Source organism: Arthrobacter sp. KUASC02 (genome assembly GCF_059739395.1).
Genome location: NZ_AP046053.1, coordinates 259,187 through 274,468, shown reverse-complemented (window position 1 = coordinate 274,468; position 15,282 = coordinate 259,187). Strand labels below are relative to the sequence as shown.

12 protein-coding genes are annotated in these 15,282 nt (G+C 67.3%); 8 read left to right on the top strand and 4 right to left on the bottom strand.

Annotation, left to right across the window (positions count from 1 at the left end):
• Window positions 1–57 precede the first annotated feature (57 nt).
• The 3 genes from AC6JAC_RS01245 to AC6JAC_RS01235 are packed head-to-tail and all read right to left on the bottom strand — an operon-like array spanning window position 58 to window position 5,806.
• Window positions 58–3,513, bottom strand: coding sequence for an ATP-binding protein (locus tag AC6JAC_RS01245; protein ID WP_497963123.1), 3,456 nt, complete (start codon window positions 3,511–3,513; stop codon window positions 58–60).
• A complete protein-coding gene (locus AC6JAC_RS01240) occupies window positions 3,510–4,355 on the bottom strand; it encodes a DUF4194 domain-containing protein (RefSeq protein ID WP_497963121.1) in 846 nt (281 codons plus the stop codon). Before AC6JAC_RS01240 ends, AC6JAC_RS01245 begins: the two co-directional genes overlap by 4 nt.
• A 2-nt stretch (window positions 4,356–4,357) precedes the next feature.
• Window positions 4,358–5,806, bottom strand: coding sequence for a DUF3375 family protein (locus AC6JAC_RS01235; RefSeq protein WP_436059070.1), 1,449 nt, complete (start codon window positions 5,804–5,806; stop codon window positions 4,358–4,360).
• 360 nt (window positions 5,807–6,166) lie between these two features.
• Here AC6JAC_RS01235 and AC6JAC_RS01230 point away from each other — a divergent pair, with 360 nt between their 5' ends.
• From AC6JAC_RS01230 to AC6JAC_RS01220, 3 genes are all read left to right on the top strand, one after another.
• A complete protein-coding gene (locus tag AC6JAC_RS01230; RefSeq protein WP_028272389.1) occupies window positions 6,167–6,469 on the top strand; it encodes a hypothetical protein in 303 nt (100 codons plus the stop codon).
• A gap of 64 nt (window positions 6,470–6,533) precedes the next feature.
• Window positions 6,534–8,519: an acyl-CoA dehydrogenase family protein gene (locus AC6JAC_RS01225; protein WP_497963119.1), complete on the top strand. Its 1,986-nt coding sequence runs from the start codon at window positions 6,534–6,536 to the stop codon at window positions 8,517–8,519.
• Window positions 8,520–8,676: 157 nt separating this feature from the next.
• Entirely contained in the window at window positions 8,677–9,513 is an 837-nt protein-coding gene (locus AC6JAC_RS01220; RefSeq protein ID WP_497963117.1) for a TIGR04086 family membrane protein, read from the top strand.
• Here AC6JAC_RS01220 and AC6JAC_RS01215 read toward each other — a convergent pair.
• Window positions 9,510–9,926: a YchJ family protein gene (locus tag AC6JAC_RS01215; protein ID WP_497963115.1), complete on the bottom strand. Its 417-nt coding sequence runs from the start codon at window positions 9,924–9,926 to the stop codon at window positions 9,510–9,512. The two genes, AC6JAC_RS01220 and AC6JAC_RS01215, sit on opposite strands and share 4 nt — an antisense overlap.
• Window positions 9,927–10,154: 228 nt before the next feature.
• Between AC6JAC_RS01215 and AC6JAC_RS01210 the strand changes: the two genes are divergently transcribed.
• From AC6JAC_RS01210 to AC6JAC_RS01190, 5 genes are all read left to right on the top strand, one after another.
• Window positions 10,155–10,805 carry a hypothetical protein gene (locus AC6JAC_RS01210; RefSeq protein WP_497963113.1) on the top strand — a complete coding sequence of 217 codons (651 nt, stop codon included), beginning with the start codon at window positions 10,155–10,157 and terminating at the stop codon, window positions 10,803–10,805.
• A gap of 151 nt (window positions 10,806–10,956) precedes the next feature.
• Complete coding sequence (locus tag AC6JAC_RS01205; protein WP_494735026.1) at window positions 10,957–12,030, top strand: aldo/keto reductase; 1,074 nt, start codon at window positions 10,957–10,959, stop codon at window positions 12,028–12,030.
• 61 nt (window positions 12,031–12,091) lie between these two features.
• Window positions 12,092–13,096 (top strand): aldo/keto reductase family protein, encoded by a 1,005-nt coding sequence (locus AC6JAC_RS01200; RefSeq protein WP_497963111.1) that lies wholly within the window; start codon window positions 12,092–12,094, stop codon window positions 13,094–13,096.
• A 2-nt stretch (window positions 13,097–13,098) separates the two neighbouring features.
• Window positions 13,099–14,001 carry an SDR family oxidoreductase gene (locus tag AC6JAC_RS01195; RefSeq protein WP_497963109.1) on the top strand — a complete coding sequence of 301 codons (903 nt, stop codon included), beginning with the start codon at window positions 13,099–13,101 and terminating at the stop codon, window positions 13,999–14,001.
• A gap of 114 nt (window positions 14,002–14,115) precedes the next feature.
• On the top strand, window positions 14,116–15,225 hold the full coding sequence (locus AC6JAC_RS01190; RefSeq protein WP_497966743.1) for a sulfite oxidase: 1,110 nt from the start codon (window positions 14,116–14,118) through the stop codon (window positions 15,223–15,225).
• Window positions 15,226–15,282: the final 57 nt, after the last annotated feature.

The window sequence follows — 15,282 nt, the reverse complement described above, 5'->3', positions numbered from 1 at the left end:
GAGCGATGGTGAAAACCCCGCAGGAAGTGAGAGATCGTCCTGGGTGGGAGGGCGGGGTCAGCGCAGGACGATGTCCACCGGGTTCGCCTCGGACCTCCACTGGCCCTCGGCACCGGCCCGCGGCCCGATCACCGGAGACGTGAGCACGCCGGAACGGTTGGTGCGCTTGTCCCGCAGGATTTCCGTGACGGAGCCGAGGTGCCTCGACAGGTCGATGACGTTCTCCGGGGCCGCGAGCAGGAGCTGGAAGCCGAACTCGTGCAGCGCCTTGATACCCGCACCCGCAAATTCCTCCGAGGCCAGGACGAAGGCCTCGTCCATCATCACGGTGCCGTAGGTGGTGAAGCCCTGTTCCGCGATGCCCAGCTGGTAGCTGAGGGCCGCTGCCATGATGAACGCCGTGAACCGCTGCCGCTCGCCGCCGGACATGGAGCCCGTGTCCGCGTGCATAAACACATCGGTCCGCTTGCCGCCGCGAGGTCCAGATACTTCCCGGTGCTCCTTGCACTGGATGAACAGGTGCCCGCGCACGTCCAGCACTTCGGCCCGCCAGCGCCTGTCCTCCGGCGCCTGCGAACCCAAACGCTTCACGAGCGTTTCCAGCGACTTGTAGCGGTTGGTGAGCTCGGCGTCGTCGTCCGTTTCAGCTCCGGTAGCCGCCGCCCCCGCAGCGCGCGAGGGCCGGGTGTGCCGAATTTTCAGGGCGTTCTGGATGGCGTCCTTGAACTGCTTCGCGGTGGGCGGCAGGGTCTGCTTGATGTCCAGTTCCAGGAAGCTGCCCTCATGGAAATTGACCTCCGACAGGATTCCGTTCAGCGGAAGAATGCGGCTGGTGATGGACCGCCGCTCCTCATCCAGGAGGTGCAGCAGCGTGCTGAACGACTCATGGGTGCGCTGGTTAAAGAACTGCCGGAACTCGGCCTCCTGCGCGGGAAGACCGTCGCTGACGATCGCGTGATAGCGGGCCTCGAACTCCCCGGCAGCGCCGATGGACGTGCCGTGGTCCGCGGAAATTGCGGTCCCCCAGTCACGCACGAACCCCTCGAAGATGCGCGTAAGGCGCTCCGAAGTGGCCTGGCCGCGGGACTCGGCGGCGTGCAGTTCGGCAAGCAGCCGGGTCCGCACCTGGTTGGCCAGGTTGTCCAGCTCGTGCATCTCCGTGACGTCGTCAACGCCGCCGAAGTACGGTTCCAGTGCGGCGACGGCGGAATCCGACGGCGGCGCCTGGCGCAGCCGGGTCCGCGCGGCTTCCAGCAGCGAATCCGCGGCCGTGAGCTGCTGGTCCAGCGCCTTGTATTCGCTCTGCAGAACCGCAGCGGCTTCGGTGCTGGACTGGTGCTTGTGCCGGGCGGCTTCGATGTTGGCCCGCAGCGGTTCCAGGTCGGCCTGGGCAGCAAGGGCATCCTTGAGGCGCTGCTCGATCCTGCCGAGCTCGTCCTCCGCCACGGCCGCTGACACCTGTTCCCAGGGCCGGTGGTCCTCGGCGATCCGCCGCAGCGCCTCCAGCTGGCGGGTCATTCCCTGGTGCGACTCTTCGCGGCTTTGGGCGAGTTCGGCGGCCTTGGCCAGTTCCTGCTGGAGGTCCTCCACCTGCACGGCCACGAGCTCCAGCTTGGAAGCATTGTCGAAGCCGAGGACGTAATCCTGCCTGCTGGTGAAGCGGTCGTCCTTCTCCACGGTGTGGCGGTTGCGCTTGACCACGCCGCCCAGGCTCAGGCCCTTGTCCAGCGCAGCCAGGTCGTCCGGGTTCTCGACGCACGGGTAGGCGAAGTCGACGGCGATCCGCTCACGGATCCACTGGCCGGCGTCCGCCGCGGGACCGGTGGTGAGGATGTCCAGCTTGGTCAGGAGATCGCCGTCGGCCGCGTCCTCAACGGCCAGCGCGCCGCCGGCGAGGGGCTTGGACACGTCCACGGCGCGGAGTGCGCCGCGGACGGCGTGGTCGTTCAGGTAGCGGGTCACGGCCGCGAAGTGCTCGCCGGGAACCAGCAGCGTGGTGGCCAGGTTCCGCAGCGCGCGTTCGGCGGCAGGCCGCCACCGTTCCTCCCCTTCGGCGAGGTCGATCAGCTCGCCGCCGAACGGCATCCGTTCCTCCGGCACCCCGGTTGCCGCCGCGATGGCCGTGCGGTTTTCAATGCTCGACGGCGGGAGCAGGGACTTGCGCGTCTTCAGCGAGACGAGTTCCTGCTGGGCCGCGGCCAGTTCGCGTTTCTTGGTGGCGTGGCCGTCGAACGCCTCGAACCGCAGCTCCTTGAGCGCCTCGGAGTCGTCCCGGAGTTCGGCCGAACGATCGGCGGCATGCGTGTGGGCCTGCTCCCAGCCGTCGGACGTCCATTCGAGGTCCAGCCCGGCATCGGCCAGCGCCTGCCGCGCGGCTTCCTCCACCTGCTGGCGGAGCTTGAGTCCCACCCGGGCATTCTCCAGCGACTGCTCGATCGCCGAGATCGCGTTGCCGCCCTGGTTGTTGTAGTCGGCTTCGAGCTGCCGCAGATCCTTGGCCAGGCCGTCCCGGACCGCACGCTCCGCGCCGAGCTCCTTGGCTTTTGCGTGGGCGAGGTCCTTGAATCGGACCAGGGTCTTCTCGTGGACAGTCACCGCGAGCTGTTGCTTGTAGGCGTCAAACTCTTCGCCGGCCAGCTCCCGCAGGCGGTTCGCGTCCAGCAGGGACTGCGCGTATTCCTTGTTGAGTCCGGGTACCGGAGCCAGCTGGTCGCGCTGTTGCCGCACGTCCTCCAGCCGCTGCCGGATGGACATCAGGTTGCTGAATTCCTCGACGACGTCGTCCGCCGCGGCCAGAGTTGCGGGAGCGTCGAGCACCTGGTCCCGGAAGAAGGTGTTGACGCTGCCGCCGAGTCCCTTGCCGGCCTGGATCACCCGGAGCAGCGGAAGGGCCTGGTCCGAACTGATGCCCAGCAGCCGCCGGAACCGCTCCGCAAACGCCTTGTGCACGTCGAAAACCTGCGCGTCCGGGAAGAGGGTGTCCAGTGCAGCCTTGGTGAACCGCTTCTCCGCGATGCCCTCGATGGCGGCAAGGTCCAGCGGCTTGTTGTCGATCAGGTAGTACCGCCCGACGCTCGATTCCGTGCCGTTTTTCGGCAGGTCAAAGAGCGCTGACACCGTCACTTTCGTGCCGGCCGCGTTATCGAACGTCAGGGCGACGGCGGACCACGTGGCACCGGGGCGCTGGAAGGCACTGGCTGAGCCCTCGCCCACGGCCTTGTCGCCCACCTTGCCGCGCATGTAGGTGAACGTGGTCCGCTTGTCCTCCACGGCACCGGAGCGCTGCGCCGCGGCCTCGTTGGAACGCGGCCGGGCGTCGAACACGCGCAGCATGGCGTCAAACAGCGTGGACTTGCCGACGCCCGAGTTGCCTGTCAGCAGGGTGCCGTTGCGGTCCACGTGCATCGTGTGGGCGCCATGGAACGTGCCCCAGTTGACCACCTGCACCAGCGCGAGCCGCATCTGGCCCGGGTTGGTGAGTTCGCCCATGGGCAGCATGGTGGGGATGCTCATGCTTCTGCCCCCTTGGTGGTTGTGTTCGCGGCGCTGGCGGCATCGCCGTCGTCGTCGTTCGGTTCCTCACCGGCGTCGCTGTCGAACTCCAGGAGCGGTTCCGTGCCGGCTGGGTCTGCTGTGGCAGCTACCAGGGCTTCGATGTGGGCGGGGATGTCGCCGATGTTTTCGAAGGGGAGGGCCAGCGGGAGGGCGTTGGAGATGGTGTAGACGTCCTCGAGGCCGGTGGCGATGAGGAGCTGGCGGGCCAGGAGCTTGGTGATGGCGCGGTTGACCACGTCGGAGTCGCGCAGGGCGTCCTGCTGGCCGGACGGCTGGTAGTGGGCAACCAGCTCGGCGATTTCCTCTTTCGTGATCGTGGGATCCGTCTGCGCCGTGACGTGGCGGTCCAGCAGGAGGCGCAGGCGCAGCAGCACGATGGTCTCCACCCGGCTGAGCGCACGCTGCTGGCGCAGGATGCTGGAGCGGGTGCTGCCGCCGATCGCTTCCGGGTCCACCGGGCGCAGCACGGCCACTTTCCGTTCGTGGTCGAGCTGCAGCGTCAGGAACAGCTCCGACAGGCGGCTCCGCAGGATCAGCTGGTGGTCCAGCAGTGTGGTCCAGAGTTTTTCGTCCCGGCCGCCGTCGACGTACGGCCCCTTCAGCAGCTTCACCAGTGCCTGGCGGACCTTCATGGGCAGCACACCGGTGTCCCCCGGGAACAGCGCGGCGCCGTCGACGAACGTATCCCGAGGGGTCACCCCACCGGTGGTTGAGCTTGTCGAAATCCCGGTCTCGACGGGCTCAACCACCGGGGCAGGTTCGACCGCCGGGGTTTCCGTCGTCGTCATCTCTTCAGTCATCGTCAATCCTTTGTGAGGGTGACCACCGGCAGGAATGCCTTGCGGGTGGTGCCGTCTATCTGTTCGAAGTCGATGGCGTCCCAGCCGGCGCGGTCGAAGCCGGCGCCGTCGTGCAGCGCGTGGGACAGCAGGGCGCGGATGGAGTTGATGTGGCGTTCCTCCGGCGGAAGCTGCTCCCACGCCTCCGGCAGGGTGGCGGCCCCGGCGAGCGCGGCGCGGATGGCCGCCGGCTTGGCCTTCCCGGTGCGCGGCGAGCGCACGCGGTCCGAGTCGCTGAAGGCGATGGGGTCGGCCAGCTTGGGCGGGGCCGCGAACTCGTCGGGGTCAAAGAGCTTGACCATGGACAGGGACTCGAAGCCGGCGTTGAAGAGTACCGGTCCGGGCACCAGCCCGGGGCGTTCCCGTTCGTACGGCAGCGAGCGAATGGCCTGCTCGGCTTCGCGCAGCACCTTCCGCAACCGGACGGACTGGCGGAAATCGTCGCTCTGGACGTAGGTGTTGAGGCTTTCGCTGAGCTTGCCGTAGATCCGCTGGATCTGGCTGTGCTGGGTGCGGAGTTCGGCCACCAGGTTCTTCAGCGTTTCGCGGTCCTCGTGGCTGAGGTCGTCCGCGAACTGGCGGCTGAGCACTTCTCCGATCGCGGAACGGAACCGCAGCTGCTGCTGGGGGTCCTCCAGGAACGCCGTGAAGGACCGGAACGTCCTTCCTTCAGGACTCTGCCGGAGCCGTTTGTCCGCCTCCAGCACCTGCGCCATGGTGGCACCCTTGCTGAGGGATTCCTCGATGATCTGGTTGCGGAGCTCGCCCACCAGTTCCTCGATCCGGTCACGCATCTTCTTATAGTCGGCCGGCAGGCTGGCCGCGAGGTCCAGGATGTTTCCGGCCGCCTCCACGGCCTCGTCATCGTCCAGCAGTCCGTCGAAGTCGCCGGAGCTGATGTCCTCGATGAGCTGCTGCCGCTCCTCGATCTCGTCCTCGAGGGACTCCAGCCGGGCGGTCTGGTCCGGGTTTGTCTCATTGGCCAGCTTTTCGACGTCGCCCAGCAGCGTTCCCAGCCGGGAACCGTTCAGGGTGGAGCGTTCGCTGGAGAGGCTGTCCAGGAAGGCGAGGACGCGGGCCGCGGGCTCCGTGACTTCGTAGACGATCTGCCCGGACTGGTTGCGGCGGGTCAGGAAATTCTTGCGGGTCCATTCATCGCCGAAGGACTTCCCGTTGGCTACGCCGCCCAACCCCGGGTCCTGGCGGCGGAGCTGCTCAAGGAAGGCATCGACGTCGGCATGGAATTCTTCCAGCGGAAGCTGCGGACGGGTGCGGGTAAAGGAAGCCTGCAGGACTGCGATGACCCACGGGGCGGACCGGGTGAGCGCCCAGGCCGGTCCTTTGGTCAGGAGTTCAAGGTCCCGAAGCCGGGCATTGATCGCGTCCGCGGAGGACGGGGCGGATCGGGACACACACTCTCCTTCAGCTGCCACAGGACTTGTCGGGCAGCGGAAAACCCGAAAACTGCCAACTACAAGGTTAACGCAGTGTGCCCGGAAGCCGGCCCGGCGCCGTTTCACCCCGCAACCGGCACCCCGGCCGAACCCAAAGGGACCCCGGCGCGCCGCCGGTGCACCTCCCGGTACGTCCGCAACGGGCTGTTACGCGTGTTACGGGTGGGGTTACAGTGACCGCGCCGTGACCTACGGGCCGGTAGCATTTCGATCCCGTATCAACACCCGCGCCACGGCCGTACGGCTCTGGTTGGCGGAGCCGTCCGCACCCTACGCTCGTGCTACTTGATCCAGCCAGGCAATGATGCAGGGGGAAACATGCAGTTCGATCTCAGCGCAGTAGAGACAGGCACTTTCGTGTTCATCGGAACGCTCGTGTTTGGCCTGCTGATTGTGGCTTTTATGATGACGGCCGGCTTCCTGGCCATGGTGCTCGTGGGGGTGGGCCGGTTCGCCTGGTTCATCATTGCCGGCACCCTGCTGGGCCTGGTGCACGGCATCAACCACCTCTGGGACCGGCTGGTGCACCACGCCTCCACGGTGGAGCTCCCCGGCGACTTCCAAGGGCAGCCTGCCCCTAGCACGGGAACCTACCCGCGGGTAGCATTGAGGGACAGCTGAAGGGTTCCCCACCCGAGGCGGACCCAGGGCTCGAGCCGGCCACCCCGGTTAGAGGAGATGCCCCGTGAGCTCTGCCACTGACAGTCCAGCCGCCGACGTTCCCGTCGCCCCCGACAAGATCGGGCCCGAGGCCACCGAAGCCGATGCCCGGGCCATCACCGAGGCCGCCCGGGAAACCACCTGGGACCGGCCCAGCTTCGCCAAAGGCCTGTACCTGGGCAGCTTCGATCTCTCGCTGATCCACCCCTGGCCCGAGGCCAGGACCGAGGACGTGGAACGCGGCGAAGAGTTCATGGACCGCCTCACCGCCTACTGCAGGACCATGTCCGGCCGCCTGATCGAGCGGGACGCCAGGATTCCGGACCAGTACCTCGCCGGCCTGGCCGAGCTGGGCGTGTTCGGCATGAAGATCCCGCGCGAGTACGGCGGCCTGGGCCTGTCGCTGGTGTATTACGGCCGGGCTCTTGCCCTGCTGGGTTCGGTGCACCCCAGCCTCGGGGCGCTGCTCTCCGCGCACCAGTCCATCGGCGTCCCCGAGCCCGTGAAAGTGTTCGGCACCGCAGAACAGAAACAGGAATACCTTCCCCGCTGCGCCGCTGGCGCCATCACGGCTTTCCTGCTCACCGAACCCGACGTCGGGAGCGACCCCGCCCGGATGGGCAGCACCGCCGTTCCCACGGACGACGGCGACGCGTACGTTTTGGACGGCGTCAAACTGTGGACCACCAATGGCGTGATCGCCGAACTGGTGGTGGTCATGGCGCTGGTGCCGCAACACACGGATTCCGATGGCACCGTCCACAAGGGCGGCATCAGCGCCTTCGTGGTGGAAATGGACTCCCCCGGCATCACGGTGGAAAACCGCAACGCCTTCATGGGGCTGCGCGGCATCGAGAACGGTGTGACGCGCTTCCACCAGGTGAGGGTGCCTGCGGCAAACCGGCTCGGCCGCGAAGGCCAGGGCCTGAAGATCGCCCTCACCACCCTCAACACGGGCAGGCTCTCCATCCCGGCCCTTTGTGTGGCCTCCGGCAGGTGGAGCCTGAAGATCGCCCGCGAATGGTCCAACGCACGCACCCAGTGGGGCCGGCCGGTGGGCAAGCACGAAGCTGTGGGCAAGAAAATCGCCTTCATCGCCGCGAGCGCCTTCGCCCTGGACGCAGTCTTCGAACTGTCCGCCGAAATGGCCGACGCCGGCCAGAAGGACGTCCGGATCGAGGCCGCCCTCGCCAAGCTCTGGTCCACGGAGATCAGCTGCCGGATAGCCGACGAGCTGGTGCAGATCCGAGGCGGACGCGGCTTCGAGACGGCGGATTCGCTGGAGGCCCGCGGCGAGCGCGCCGTGCCGGCCGAACAGCAGCTCCGCGACCTCCGGATCAACCGCATCTTCGAGGGCTCCTCGGAAATCATGAAGCTCCTCATTGCCCGGGAGGCCGTGGATGCGCACCTCGCCGCCGCCGGGGACCTTGCGTCCGCGGATGCCAGCCTGTCCGACAAGGCGAGGGCCGCCGTCGGCGCTTCCGGGTTCTACGCGAAGTGGCTGCCCAAACTGGTGGCGGGCGCCGGCATGGATCCGCGGTCCTACACCGAGTTCGGCAGGCTCGCCAAGCAGCTGCGGTTTGTGGAGCGGTCCTCGCGGCGCCTCGCCCGGCAGACCTTCTACGGGATGGGCCGGTGGCAAGCCAAGCTCGAGCACAAACAGGCGTTCCTGGGCCGGATCGTGGACATCGGCGCCGAGCTGTTTGCCATGGCGGCGTGCTGCTCACGCGCCGAAGGGATGCTCCATACCAACCCGGAGCGGGCAGCCACCGCCTACGAACTCGCCGAGGCATACTGCGAGCAGGCGCGGGTCCGCGTGGACGAGTACTTCGACCAGCTGTGGCGGAACACGGACGACGCCGACCGCGACCTGACGGAAAAGGTGCTCGCCGGTGACTACAGCTGGCTGGAGGCCGGGGTCCTGGACCAGTCCGAAGGCACCGGACCGTGGATCGCCGACGCGTCTCCGCGGGCATCGGTGAAGGAGGACCTGCACCGAAAGTACCGCTGATTTTCGCCGATTTTCGACCCGCCGGAGATGCTAAGCACCCTTGCTACCGCCGGCATGCCGTGGTTAGGTGGACATAGGACCACCATGCACGTCTCCGCATAGCGGTGGCCGGCCCAAACGATGGGTGCGGTCCAATCGATGAAAGCGAGAACGCCTGATGAGCAGCACAGTAGGGCCCGAAGACAGACAGTCCCGCCGCGCCGCCCGCGGCGAGGGTGCCGACGGCATCGACGCCGGCAACCGTACGGACGGCAGCCGCGTCGAAGACAGGCTGGAGGGCCGGCGCAGCTACGCTGACGCTCCAGGCGCCAGCCGTAATTTCGACACCGGGACGGACTACGACGGCGACACCCGGGCCTACGCGGTGCCGCCCACGAGCGAGCACACTGTCGCTGCCGACCCGAACGCCGCGACCCGCGAGACCGTGATTGCCCGCGAGAAGGAGCAGTTCGGCGGGATCAAGATCGGCTCGGCGTTCTTTGGCTGGCTGGCCGCGACGGGAACGGCGGTCCTGCTCACCGCCCTGGTGGCTGCGGCAGGAACAGCAGTGGGGCTCGCTACCAGCACGGACGTCAACGAGGCCGTGAACCAGGCCGCCGCTGACCAGACTGTGGGACTGGCAGGAATCATCGTGCTGCTGGTGATCCTGTTCGTGGCGTACTACTGCGGCGGTTACGTGGCCGGCCGGATGGCGCGCTTCAACGGGGCCAAGCAGGGATTCATGGTGTGGGTCTGGGCCGTGATCTTCGCGGTGCTGATTGCGTTGCTGGCCATGATCGCCGGCGAGCGCTTCAACATCCTGGCCAGCCTGAACAGCTTCCCGCGGATCCCCGTCAACGAAGGCCAACTGACCACCACCGGAATTATTGCCGCCGTCGTGGTGGCTGTGGTGGCGCTGATTGGCGCCGTAGTAGGCGGCCTGGCAGGCATGCGGTTCCACCGCAAGGTGGACCGGGCCGGGTTCACTCCGGTTGAGGCTGACGCGGACCGTTAGGGCCTGGCCTCGTCAAGCCCAACATCGTCAAGCCCTACCTCGTTGAGGTAGTACCAGCGCCGGTCAACGCGCAGGAACCGGCCGGTTTCGTGGTGGACCCCCCGCTCGCCGTCGTGCCTGAAATAGGCCTTGAACTCGACGATCCCTTCCGAATCCAGGGGTCCGCCCCGGCGGGTGGAGACAATGTCCAGCCGGCGCCACTGCATGTCCGGATCCAGGTCGAGTTCCGCCGGCCTGGTATCCGGGTGCCAGGTGCGGAGCAAGTAGGCAGCATCCTGCACTACAAAGGCGCTGTACCGCGAGCGCATCAATTGTTCCGCCGTCGGGGCCTCGGAGTCGCCGCGGTGGAAGCGGCCGCAGCAGTCCGCGTACTGCTCACCGGACAGGCAAGGGCAGTTTCCTGAGGGGGTCACAGGGGGTCCTTTTCGGGGGTGGCTGGAGGGCGCCAGGTGGCTGCCTCCGACTATATGCCGGGACCGGCCGGAAACTGCTTTGTCATATCCGATAACAGCTTCGACACAACCCCCGGGCGGACCTCACTGCGGGCGTGTTGCCCCGCAAAAGTCCGTATTGTTAAGGGGTGCTTATCGCCGGGTGGCTACAGCCGGCACACAGGCGCTGCAGGCCGTAAGGAGAGGTAAATGGAAGATCCCACCACCATTGCCCTGAACCTGACCTTTTTTGGCACGCTCGGTGTGGCGTTCGTCATGTTCATCGGCCTCTTCCTGGTTTTTGTGGCCACGCTGCTGCTGGCAGGGCTGGGCCGGCTGGTGGCCGTCACCGCTATGGCCCTGTTCGGCCGCCGTCCCGCTGCGTCGTCCGGTCCGGCTAAGTCAGCCCGTCCCGCCGGCTCATCTCGTCCTGTCAGGGCGCCTGCGAAAACCCCGGTCCCGCAGCCGAAGCTGCGCAGCTCATCCGAAAAGCACCCGCGCACAGGCAGCACCGCCCGCCGCGAGACTCCGGCCCTGGCCGAAGACTGGGCGGCCGCAGTGGCCCGCGCAGACGCCCGCGCGGCAGCCCGGGCCAAGGCCGCAGCGGCGCCCGAGGTGAAGGTGACCGTGCGCGACCTCCCCAGCCCGGACGCCCCGGTGGAAGAGGTCAGTGCGGTAGCGCCCCTGGTGGAGTCCGCCACGGACCAGCACGCCACCGTCCGGCCAATACCCCGCTCCTTCGAGAAACCCCCGGGACCGGGACCGATGGCCATGCTGGACACCGGTTCCCTGGTTTCCCTGGCCGGCCATCCTGGCGCCTTGAAGGGCACCCTGCCGGCTGAGCACCGCCGCGCCGGCTGATTCACAATTCGTCATTGACGCCCGCTGCGTTACTCCGGACTACGCAACACTAAGAAGTGCTTCGCCGGAGGCCTCCGCCGGGCCGATTTTGTGTAGCCTCGTGACGATCCACAGCAATCAGCCGTGGGAGTCAGACGTGAGGAAACCGGGAATGAGCCTCAACCAGTTAAGGGTTTTCGGGCGCAGCGGGACCCTGATCAGCCCGCTCACCTTGGGCACCATGAACTTCGGCGAGGGCGCACCGGCGGACCCTGTTGGCGCCGGCGGCACCGCCCAGGGCTATGCGCCCACCGGCGCCGAGGAAAGCATCCGCATCATCAACGCCGCGCTGGATGCCGGCATCACCGCGGTGGACACAGCGGACGTGTATTCGCAGGGCCAGAGCGAACAAGTCGTGGGCCGCGCCCTCAAGGGCCGCCGGGACGACGTCTTCATCGCCACCAAATTCCACGGCCAGATGAGCGCCAACCCCGCCCACTCGGGCAACTCGAGGCGCTGGATCATGCAGGCCGTGGAGGGCAGCCTCCGCCGCCTCCAGACGGACCGGATCGACCTTTACCAGGCGCACCGTCCGGACTACAACACGGATGTCCTGGAAACCATCACGGCACTGAACGACCTCATCCGGCAGGGCAAGATCCTCTACTACGGGACGTCCGTGTTCACCCCTGCGCAGCTCGTGGAGGCCCAGTGGCTGGCAACCACCAACCACCTCATCCCGCCGGTGGCCAACCAGGTGCCCTATTCGATGCTGGTCCGCGGCACCGAACGCGATGTCCTTCCGATCGCCCAGCAGTACGGCCTGGGTGTGCTGGCCTATGGTCCGCTGGCCGGCGGCTGGCTGTCCGGAAGTTTTGTCCTGGACGCCGGGAAGCCGCCCACACGGGTCCACTCCCTTCCCGGCCGGTACGACATCTCCGGCCCGGCGAGCGAGCGCAAGCTGCTCGCCGCAGATTCCCTGGCGCGACTGGCGGACAAGCTGGAACTGCCGCTGGTGGACCTCGCGGTCGGTTTCGCGCTGAACCATCCTGCCGTCAGCAGCGTGATCGTTGGCCCGCGGAGCGAGGAACACCTGCGCGCATACCTGAAAGCCGCCGACACCGTACTCGACGAAGCCGTGCTGGATGCGATTGACGATCTGGTGCCGCCCGGCACCAACTTCGTGGAGCGCGACGCAGGCGCTGTGGTCCCCTCATTGGAGTACGCGGAACTGCGCCGGCGGTAATCCGCAGGTCGGTGGCGGAAAGCCCTTACCCTGAGCAACCAAGTGGACTACGGTAAAAACCATGGAATTCAGATACCTCGGTAACAGCGGCTTCAAGATCTCCGAAATCACCTTCGGCAACTGGCTCACGCACGGCTCCCAGGTGGAGAACGAAGTGGCCACCCAGTGCGTGCGGGCGGCGCTGGACGCAGGAATCAGCAGCTTCGACACCGCCGACGTCTACGCCAACACGGCGGCGGAAAAAGTGCTGGGCGAGGCGTTGAAGGACGAGCGCCGCGAGTCCCTGGAGATTTTCACCAAGGTGTTCGGACCCACGGGGCCCAAGGGCCACAACGATGTGGGGCTGTCCCGCAAGCACATCATGGAATCCATCAACGGTTCCCTGACGCGCCTCCAGACCGATTACGTGGACCTGTACCAGGCGCACCGCTACGACTATGAGACGCCGCTGGAAGAGACCATGCAGGCGTTCGCGGACATTGTCCGGCAGGGCAAGGCACTGTACATCGGCGTCAGTGAGTGGACGGCGGACCAGATCCGGGACGCGCACGCGCTGTCCAAGGACCTGGGATTCCAGCTCATCTCCAACCAGCCGCAGTACTCCATGCTGTGGCGGGTCATCGAAGCGGAGGTGGTCCCGGCGTCCGAAGAGCTTGGCCTGTCCCAGATTGTCTGGTCCCCCATCGCCCAGGGTGTGCTCAGCGGCAAGTACCGGCCCGGGAAGCCCGCCCCAGAGGGAAGCCGCGCCACGGATGCCAAGGGCGGCGCCAGGATGATCGAACGCTGGATGTCCGACGAAGTCCTCACCGGCGTCCAGCACCTCAAGCCGATCGCTGCAGAAGCCGGGCTAACCATGGCGCAGCTGAGCATCGCGTGGGTGCTGCAGAACAAGAACGTTGCTTCCGCAATCATGGGCGCGTCCCGTCCGGAGCAGATTGCCGGCAACGTGGCGGCCGCCGGCGTGAAGCTGGACCAGGCCATCATGGACAAGATCGATGACGCCATCGGATCCCTGGCCGAACGCGACCCGGCCCAGACCAAATCGCCTGCATCCCGGGAGGCCTAGCCATGGCTGACGGGGAACGCACCGCAGACCCGGGGACTGCCCGGCAGACGACCGACGCCCTGCCTGCCCTGGCCGTCACCGGTTCCACCGGCCAGCTCGGCGGACTCGTCGCCAGGATCCTCGCCGACGCCGGGCGGCCGCAGCGGCAGCTGGTGCGCGACGCCGCCCGGGCACCTGACCTTCCCGGCGCAGTTCCCGTGGTGTCCACCTATGCCGACCCCGTACTGGCCTCGTCCTCGCTGGCGGGGGTGAAGACCCTCTTTATGGTGTCCGCGTCCGAGGCCGAGGACAGGCTCCAGACGCATTTCGCGTTCGTGGACGCTGCCGCCGCGGCAGGCGTGGAGCACATCGTCTACACGTCCTTTTTCGGGGCCTCTGCCGACTGCACGTTCACACTGGGCATGGACCACTACGCCACTGAAGAGCGGATCAAGGCGTCGGGGATGAACTACACGTTCCTGCGGGACAACTTCTACCTGGATTTCCTGCCCCTTCTCGCCGGCGAAGACGGCGTCATCCGCGGCCCGGCGAACGGCGGCGTGATGGCGGCCGTCACGCGCGGGGACGTCGCCCGGTGCGCCGCGGCCGTGCTGGCTGATCCGGCGGTCCACGCGGGCCGGACCTACGACCTGACCGGCCCCGAGGACATTTCCCTGGAGCGGGCCGCGGAACTCCTCACTGCAGGCACCGGACGGACCATCACTTTCCACCATGAAACCGTGGAGGAAGCCTACGCCTCCCGGGCGTCCTACGGCGCTCCCGCCTGGCAGCTCGATGCCTGGGTGAGCACCTACACGGCCATCGCCAACGGCGAACTGGCCGGCCCGACGTCGGACGTTCATGGCCTCACGGGCCGGGAACCCCAGGGGCTCGCGGACTTCCTCAAAGAGGCGCATCACCTGTAGGAGTCCTGCTTGACGGACCGGCGGCGGCGGCGTAGACCTGTGAACACGGGCACCGCCAGCCACGCGGAATCCGCCCGCCCCGAAGAAGCGGCCCACCCGAAGAAGAACAGTGCCATGACGAAGCAGATTTCCCGGCGCCGTCAGTCCGTGAAGCCCACGGCGCATGCAGGAGAACCTACGCACGGCCCGCTCACCGCAGAGGAACTGCAGCTGGCGGTCCGGAACCATTCGATGCCGCTGGAGGCCTTGCGGGAGGACACCACCCCGCCGGGCCTGCACTACGTGCTGACCCATTTCGACATCCCGTTCACCGACGCGGACTCCTGGCACCTGCGGATCGGCGGTGCCGTGCAGCGTGCCGTCGAGATCAGCCTGCGGGCGCTCCGCCGTGACCCGACCATCAGCATCCCGGTCACGCTGGAGTGCGCCGGCAACGGCCGTTCGCTCCTGCATCCGCGGCCGATGAGCCAGCCGTGGCGGCTCGAGGGCGTGGGCACCGCCGAGTGGACAGGGGTTCCGCTCGCGTACCTGCTGGCCCAGGCCGGAGTTGACGACGACGCCGTCGAAGTGGTGTTCACCGGCGCCGACACCGGAATCCAGGGCGGAGTCCGGCAGCAGTATGCACGGAGCCTGCCGATCAAGGAAGCGATGCGACCCGACGTCGTCCTGGCCTACGAGATGAACGGCCGGGAGCTGCCGCCACAGCACGGCTACCCGCTGCGTCTTGTGGTGCCGGGCTGGTACGGCATGGCCAGCGTGAAGTGGCTGCAGTCCATCCAGGTGGTGACCCACCCCTTCGAGGGATTCCAGCAGGCGGTGTCCTACCGCTACCAGCAGGACGCGGACGACGCCGGCACTCCGGTTTCGCGGATCCGGGTCCGTTCGCTGATGATCCCGCCGGGGATCCCGGACTTCTACACCCGCAGCAGGGTCCTGTCCCCGGGACCGGTGATGCTCCAGGGCAGGGCATGGTCCGGCGAAGGGTCCGTGGTCCGCGTGGAGGTAGGGATCGACGGGAAGTGGGTGCCTGCGCATCTCGGGCATCCGGCCGGCCCGTTTGCGTGGTGCGAATGGACGCTGCCGTGGGTGGCGGACCGGGGCGAGCATGAGCTCGCCTGCCGGGCCACCGACGCCACCGGGTCCATGCAGCCGCTGGAACAGGCCTGGAACTATCAGGGCATGGGGAACAACGTGGTGCAGCGCGTCAAGGTCAGCGTCGAATAGCTGCTGACCTTGACGTTCCCGGACTGCCTGGTCAGGCGGACTGCCCGGTCAAGCGGA